This window comes from Burkholderia sp. lig30 (genome assembly GCF_000687455.2).
Lineage (GTDB): Bacteria > Pseudomonadota > Gammaproteobacteria > Burkholderiales > Burkholderiaceae > Burkholderia.
The window spans coordinates 1-7,596 of record NZ_JGVW01000115.1; the positions used below are offsets into that span (position 1 = coordinate 1).

Consider the following 7,596-nt stretch of genomic DNA (forward strand, 5'->3'; position numbering starts at 1 on the left):
CGAGAGCGCGCTCTCGCGGTAGTGCTTCGCCGCCTTGTCGGTCTCGCCCAGATGCTCGAACAGGCGCGCAAGCGCGCGATGCGTGCGCACCTTCAGCGCGTCGTTGTCGGCCAGCTTGAGCGCCGACTCGAGGAACGACTGCGCCTTGCCCCACAGCTGCTGCTGCTGGCACAGGCGCCCCAGCGCGAACAGCAGGTCCGGGTCCTCCGGATGATCCTTCTTCCACGACTCGGCCTTCTGGATCAGCGGCAGCGCATCGGCGCCGGCCGTGTCCGGGTAGCGGCGCAGCAGCCGCGCGTCCCAATTGTGCGCGAGCGCGTCCTCGACGATGCGGCGCGCTTCCGGGCGGCGCTCCAGCGACACGAGCAGCTCGGCTGCGAGATCGGCGAGGCGCGGCGACTGCCGCTCGATGGCCGACAGCGACTGCCACACTTCGAGCAGCGCATCGGGATCGTGACGGCGCTCGCGCAGCAGGTTCTCGGCCGCCTGCTGGCGCAGCCGCACCGCCGCGGCCGGATGCAGCGCCTCGCGCTTTTCCAGCGCCTTCGCGAGCTTCAGCACCTCGGCCCAGTTCTTCAGTTGCTGCTGCGCACGCAGCGCGACCTGCTGCGCATGGATGCGCTTGCCACCCGACGCCTGCATCTCGGCCAGCGCGGCGAGCGCGCCATCGGCATCGCGCGCGTCCGCACGCATGTCGGCGGCCGCCAGCAGGCGCGCGTCCTGCCACTCCGGCGCGCCGACCTTCGCGAGCCATTCGTCGCGGCGCGCATATTCATGCATCCGGTGCGCGGCGGTGGCCGCGACGAGACTCGCCGCGCCCTGGTTCACGTCGACCGCGAGCGCATCGCGCGCGGCCTTCTCGGCGCGCGAGAAGCGCCCGGCGTACAGGTTCGCGATCGCGTCGCGCAGCGACGCCTGCGCCTTGTCGTTGCGCGAGCGGGCGCGGTACGCGGCGACCCGCTGCGGCATCTGCCAGATGTTGCGCACGATGCGCAGCAGCGCGTAGACGGCGATGAACAGCACGACGATGCCGACCACGAACAGGTTGAGCGACAGGTCGACCCGGTACGGCGGATAGACGAGCAGCACCTGCCCGGTATCGAAGCGGCCGACAGTCGCGAGCGCCGCGGCGATCGCGAACAGGATCGCGAGCCAAACGATTCCTCGAAGCGTCATCGTCACCCCCGGCTCTTGAACTGCTGAACGGCGTTCAGGCTGGTGTTGAGGTTCGGCACGGCGACCGCGACCGACGCGTGGTCGATCTCCTTGAGCAGCGCCTCGACGACTTGCGTGTCGTTCGCGGCCTGATCGAAGTACTTGCCGAGCGACGCCTGCGCGGCGTGCAGGTCGGCCTTCATCGCCGGCTCGTTGCGCGCGAGCAGCGACAGCCGCGCGGTCAACAGGCGCAGCTTGACGTTCTCGCGCACGAAATAGCCCTGATCCGGCGACGCGAGCATCGCGTCCGCGTTATCGATGCGGCGCACCTGCACGAGCCCCTGCAACTGCTGGCCGACGCCGGCCGAGAAGTCGTGCCACCAGACCTTCCAGCGCGGCTCGCCGGTCGCGGCGGCCGTCTTCGCGACGTCGGCGCGCGAGCTTGCCTTCGGCGCCGCATGCGGAACGATCGCCTCGCCGGCAAGCGGCAGCGCGTCGATCTTCGCGATCGCGTCGTCGAGCCTGATCGCGAGGCCCGTCAGGTCGACGGACGGCGCGGCCTTCAGCTTTTCGATGTCCTGCGCGAGCGCCTTCCGCACCGCGACGGCCTGCGGGCTCTGCGATGCCGCGAGGCGCGCGTCGGCGTTCTGCAGCGCGATCAGCCCGAGCTGCGTGTTGCCCGTCAGCTGCAGTTGCTGGCTCGCGGTCGACAGCATCTGGTCGACTTCCTCAAGCAGCCACGCGTCGCGGTTGCGCGCGAGATCCTGGTACTGCTGCTGCAGCGCCTGCTGCGCGTTCTGCGCATCGGCGAGCTTGCCCTCGAGCTGCGCGAGCTGCGAGTCGACCTGATGCGTGCTCGCGAGCGCCTGCTCGGTCTTCACGCGCGTTTCGGCCGCTTGCGCGTCGAGCACTTTCTGCCGTGCGGCCGCCGACGCGTCGAGCTGGTCGAGCTTGCGATTGAGCGCGTAGCCGCCGACGCCCCCCGCGCAGCCGAGCACGACGATGACGAACCACAGGACTGCGGTGCCGCCGCCGCGCCGCGCCTTCGGCTCAGGCGGCGAGTAAGGGCGATTGGGCGGCGGCGCGGATGCAGCGGCCGGCTGGGATGAGACGCTTTTGGAATCGTTGGTATCTGTCATGCGTGTAGTCACCGGTGCGGCGGTCGGTTGGACGGCCTCGTCGGCCATCGTTCGAAACGCGCGGACGATGCGCTCATCGCCCGCGCCGGTCAGCGTAATCCTATCAAAACCCAATGCGCGCGCGGTCTGCGCGATCCGCGGATGCGGCGTGACGAGCGGCGCATGCCGAAGCGCGTCGATCTCGGCCTCGGTCAGATGCGCCTGCGCGAGCTCGTGCAGGTTACGCACGCCCTCGGAACTGGTGACGAGCCACGCGTGCGGCGCGCCGCCGAGCAGCGCGTGCACGCGCTGCCATGCGCCGATGCGCGGTTCCGGCACGACGCGCCGGTACGCGGCCACGAGGCTCACCTCGGCGCCGGCGTCGCGCAACCGCTCGGCGAGCCATTCGCGCCCGCCGTCGCCGCGCACGATCAGCACGCGCTTGCCGGCGAGCGCGGCCGCGCCGCCGAACGCGGCGTCGATGCACGCGAACAGGCTTTCGGAATCGTAATGCGGCGCGCTGCCGTCGTCGGGCGCCTGCGGCGCGATCACGCGGTAGTCGGGCGCCGCGATGCCGTGGCGCGCCAGCGCCGCGACGCTGCCCGGGCCGACCACGCCGATCGGCAGCCCGTGCGGCCAGATCGCGCCGAATTGCGCGAGCGCGCGGTCGATCGCGTTCGGCGACACGAAGATCACGAGCGCGTAGTCCGCGAGCGCCGCGAACGCGGCGGCGAGCGGCGCGGGATCGTCCAGCGCCGCGATGTCGATCAGCGGGAATTCGAGAACGTCGCAACCCGCGCCGGCCAGTTGCGCCGCCAGTTCGGCCGACTGGCCGTCGGGCCGCGTCAGCACTGCGGTGAATGCGCGCGCGGCGCCCGCCATCAGGCGTTGCCCTTGTCGGCCTGCTGGCCGGCGAGCAGCGCGTGGACGATGTCGAGCGCGCCTTGCGCCTCCAGCTCGTCGGACACCGCGCGGCCGAGCGCGAGCGCGTCGGCGACGTTCATCACCGCCGCGCACGCCTCGGCGGTCACGATGCGCGTGCCGTCGGTCGTCGATACGCGCCCGGTCAGGTAGAGCTCGCCCGCGCGCCATACCGCATGCGCGGCGAGCGGTACCTCGCAGCTGCCGCCGAGCGCGCGCGACACCATCCGCTCGGCCTCGACCGCGAGCGCCGTCGGCGCGTCGTGCAGCGGCGCGAGCCACGCGGCGACGTCGTGGCGGTGCGACGCGATCTCGATGCCGAGCGCGCCCTGGCCTGCGGCGGGCGGGCTGTCCTCGACGTCGAGCAGCGCACGGATCCGCGCGCCGAGCCCGAGCCGCTTCAGGCCTGCGGCCGCGAGGATGATCGCCGCGTAATCGCCGCGGTCGAGCTTCGCGAGCCGGGTGTCGAGGTTGCCCCGCAGCGGTTGCACCTGCAGGTGCGGAAAGCGCGCGCGCAGCATCGCCTCGCGGCGCAGGCTCGAGGTGCCGACCAGGGCGCCCGCCGGCAGCGCGTCGAGCGACGCGTAGTCGTTCGACACGAGCGCGTCGCGCGGGTCTTCGCGGCTCATGATCGCGGCCAGCGAGAAGCCGTCGGGCAGCGCCATCGGCACGTCCTTCAGCGAATGCACGGCAAGATCCGCCCGGCCGTCGGCGAGCGCGCTTTCCAGTTCCTTGACGAACAGCCCCTTGCCGCCGACTTTCGACAGCGCGCGATCGAGAATTTGATCGCCGCGGGTCGTCATGCCGAGGATCTTTACGTCACAAGCTGGATATAATTTGCGCAGCGCATCACGCACATGTTCGGCTTGCCACATTGCCAGGCGGCTCTCGCGCGAGGCAATCGTCAGCGTCGCGGGCGACTGTGCTGGAAGGGTCTCGGAATTCATTGCAGGTGCATCGAAGGACGGGATTGAAGACCGAACAATGGTAGCACGCACGCTCGCGCCCGCCAGGGCGCGGGCGCCGGCCCGCATGCCGCCAGGCGCGGGGGGGGGCGTGGATGCGCGGAAGTGCCGCAGAAGTAGCTTGACCGCAGTTCCCCTGTTCACTCGTGCTTTCCCAAGGAAACCCCATCGTGAAGTCTTCCGGATCGGCGCGTACCGCGCGCCGCAATGCTGCCTTGCCCTCCTCCGACGCCCTGACGGGCACCGCCGCCGCCAACGGCCGCGCGAAACCGGCAACCAAACCGAAAGCCCCGATACGTCCGACGAAACGCACGACCAAGGCCGCGGCTGCCGCCGAAGCAGCCGCGGCCGTCAAGGCGCCCGGCGCCCGCACCCGCGAGGACAAGGACCGCCCGCTGTTCGAGGACATCCGCTTCCTCGGCCGGCTGCTCGGCGAGGTGTTGCGCGAACAGGAAGGCGACGCGGTGTTCGACGTCGTCGAGACGATCCGCCAGACCGCCGTCAAGTTCCACCGCGAGGACGACCGCGAAGCCGCGCAGACACTCGAGAAAAAGCTGCGCAAGCTGACGCCGGAGCAGACCGTGAGCGTCGTGCGCGCGTTCAGCTATTTCTCGCACCTCGCGAACATCGCCGAGGACCGCCATCACAACCGGCGCCGCCGCATCCACGCGCTCGCCGGCTCCGCGCCGCAGCCCGGCACCGTCGCGTTCGCGCTCGACCAGCTCAAGCAGACGGGCGGCGCGTCGGCCGACGTGCTGCAGCGCTTCTTCGACGCCGCGCTGATCGTGCCGGTGCTGACCGCGCACCCGACCGAAGTGCAGCGCAAGAGCATCCTCGACGCGCAGCACGACATCGCGCGCCTGCTCGCCGAGCACGACCAGCCGCTGACGGCGCGCGAGCACGCGCACAACGAGGCGATGCTGCGCGCGCGCGTCACGTCGCTGTGGCAGACGCGGATGCTGCGCGACGCGCGCCTGACCGTCGCCGACGAGATCGAGAACGCGCTGTCGTATTACCGCGCGACCTTCCTCGACGAGCTGCCCGCGCTGTACGGCGACATCGAGGCGGCACTCGCCGAGCACGGCCTGCCGGCCCGCGTGCCCGCGTTCTTCCAGATGGGCAGCTGGATCGGCGGCGACCGCGACGGCAACCCGAACGTGACCGCCGCGACGCTCGACGAGGCGATCAACCGCCAGTCGGCGGTGATCCTCGAGCACTATCTGGAGCAGGTGCACAAGCTCGGCGCCGAGCTGTCGGTGTCGAACCTGCTCGTCGGCGCAAGCGACGCGCTCAAGGCGCTCGCCGCCGCGTCGCCCGACCAGTCGCCGCACCGCGTCGACGAGCCGTACCGCCGCGCGCTGATCGGCGTGTATACGCGGCTCGCCGCGAGCGCGCGCGTGCGCGTCGGCGAAGGCACGGTGCCGGTGCGCAGCGCCGGCCGCGGCGCGACGCCGGTGCGCGCGACGCCGTACGCGGACGCCGAGGAATTCGTGCGCGACCTCAAGGTGCTGATGGATTCGCTCGCCGAGCATCACGGCGCGTCGCTCGCGGCGCCGCGCCTCGCGCCGCTGATGCGCGCGGCCGAAGTGTTCGGCTTCCACCTGGCAAGCATCGACCTGCGGCAAAGCTCCGACATCCACGAGGCGGTGATCGCCGAGCTGCTCGCCCGCGCCGGTGTCGAGCCGGATTACGCCGGGCTCGACGAGGACGACAAGCTGCGCGTGCTGCTCACCGCGCTCGGCGATCCGCGTCCGCTGCGCTCGCCGTACTTCGAATATTCGGCGCTCGCGCAAAGCGAGCTCGGCGTGCTCGAGAAGGCCCGCGAGGTCCGCGCGCAGTTCGGCCCGCGCGCGGTGCGCAACTACATCATCTCGCACACCGAGACGGTCAGCGACCTCGTCGAAGTGCTGCTGCTGCAGAAGGAAACGGGGCTGCTCGACGGCGCGTTCGGCGCGGCGCACGGCAGCGCGCGCAACGGCCTGATGGTGATCCCGCTGTTCGAGACGATCGCCGACCTGCGCCATGCCGCGCCGATCATGGGCGCGTACTTCGCGCTGCCGGGCGTCGGCACGCTGATCGCCCACCAGGGCGGCGAGCAAGAAGTGATGCTCGGCTACTCGGACAGCAACAAGGACGGCGGCTTCCTGACGTCGAACTGGGAGCTGTACCGCGCGGAACTGGCGCTCGTCGACCTGTTCCGCGAGCACGACATCACGCTGCGCCTGTTCCACGGCCGCGGCGGCACGGTCGGCCGCGGCGGCGGCCCGACCTATCAGGCGATCCTGTCGCAGCCGCCGGGCACGGTCAACGGCCACATCCGCCTGACCGAGCAGGGCGAGGTGATCGCGAGCAAGTTCGCGAACCCGGAGATCGGCCGGCGCAACCTGGAAACGGTGGTCGCCGCGACGCTCGAGGCGACGCTGCTGCCGCAGAGCGGCGCGCCCGCGCAGCTGCCGGCGTTCGAGGCCGCGATGCAGACGCTGTCCGACGACGCGATGGCCGCCTACCGCGCGCTCGTCTACGAGACGCCCGGCTTCACCGATTACTTCTTCTCGTCGACGCCGATCACCGAGATCGCCGAGCTGAACATCGGCAGCCGTCCCGCGTCGCGCAAGCTGCAGGACCCGAAGCAGCGCAAGATCGAGGACCTGCGCGCGATTCCGTGGGGCTTCTCGTGGGGCCAGTGCCGGCTGCTGCTGACGGGCTGGTACGGCTTCGGCAGCGCGGTGGCCTCCTATCTCGACGGCGCACCGAGCGCGGCCGAGCGCGGCCGGCGGCTCACGCTCCTGAAGAAGATGAACAAGACCTGGCCGTTCTTCGCGAACCTGATGTCGAACATGGACATGGTGCTCGCGAAGACGGACCTGGCGGTCGCGTCGCGCTACGCGCAGCTCGTCGCCGACAGGAAGCTGCGCAAGCACGTGTTCGAGCGGATCGTCGCCGAGTGGGAGCGCACGTCGCACGCGCTGTCCGAGATCACCGGCCATACGGGCCGTCTCGCGACGAACCCGCTGCTCGCGCGCTCGATCAAGAACCGCTTCCCGTACCTCGATCCGCTCAACCACCTGCAGGTGGAGCTGATCAAGCGGCACCGCGCCGGCGACACCAACGCGCGGCTGCGGCGCGGGATTCACCTGACCATCAACGGCATCGCGGCCGGCCTGCGCAACACCGGCTGATCCGCGACGGCGGCCGGGCGCGGCATCCTGCGCGCCCTGCCGGCACCGCATGGGCCGCGACCCGCAGCGATGCGCGTCGCGGCTTTTTCATCGGCGGCGCGCCCGCGCTCAACGCGCGTCGATCATCAGCGCATCGTGCTCGAACGAGCCGTCCGCCTGCACGGCGTAATGGCTGCGCACCTCGTCGGGCGCATGCGCACCCCGGCCGACAGCGTGACCGGCATCCGCGCGCTGTGGGCGCATGCGCCCGACGAGGTG

At 71.1% G+C, this 7,596-nt stretch carries 4 protein-coding genes and 1 pseudogene; 1 reads left to right on the forward strand and 4 read right to left on the reverse strand.

Features of this window, described 5'->3' with window-relative positions:
• The 3 genes from LIG30_RS22075 to hemC form a co-directional block, all read right to left on the reverse strand.
• On the reverse strand, positions 1-1,176 hold a 1,176-nt coding region (locus LIG30_RS22075), incomplete at its 3' end, for a heme biosynthesis protein HemY (RefSeq protein WP_038715491.1).
• A gap of 2 nt (positions 1,177-1,178) precedes the next feature.
• Complete coding sequence (gene hemDX, locus LIG30_RS22080) at positions 1,179-3,155, reverse strand: fused uroporphyrinogen-III synthase HemD/membrane protein HemX (RefSeq protein WP_038715492.1); 1,977 nt, start codon at positions 3,153-3,155, stop codon at positions 1,179-1,181.
• The gene (hemC, locus tag LIG30_RS22085; RefSeq protein ID WP_038715493.1) at positions 3,155-4,141 is read right to left on the reverse strand and encodes a hydroxymethylbilane synthase; all 987 of its coding nucleotides are present in this window, start codon (positions 4,139-4,141) and stop codon (positions 3,155-3,157) included. The genes hemDX and hemC overlap by 1 nt, the downstream gene beginning before the upstream one ends.
• A 188-nt stretch (positions 4,142-4,329) precedes the next feature.
• Here hemC and ppc point away from each other — a divergent pair, with 188 nt between their 5' ends.
• Complete coding sequence (ppc, locus tag LIG30_RS22090) at positions 4,330-7,338, forward strand: phosphoenolpyruvate carboxylase (RefSeq protein ID WP_038715495.1); 3,009 nt, start codon at positions 4,330-4,332, stop codon at positions 7,336-7,338.
• Positions 7,339-7,446: 108 nt separating this feature from the next.
• Here the strand turns inward: ppc and LIG30_RS27370 are convergent.
• A pseudogene (locus LIG30_RS27370) lies at positions 7,447-7,596 on the reverse strand (SAM-dependent methyltransferase); the annotation flags it as partial.

Excerpts from the sequence above, each read along its gene's own strand:
- hemDX (WP_038715492.1), bottom strand. The coding sequence starts at position 3,155 with ATGGCGGGCGCCGCGCGCGCATTCACCGCAGTGCTGACGCGGCCCGAC.
- hemC (WP_038715493.1), bottom strand. The coding sequence starts at position 4,141 with ATGAATTCCGAGACCCTTCCAGCACAGTCGCCCGCGACGCTGACGATT.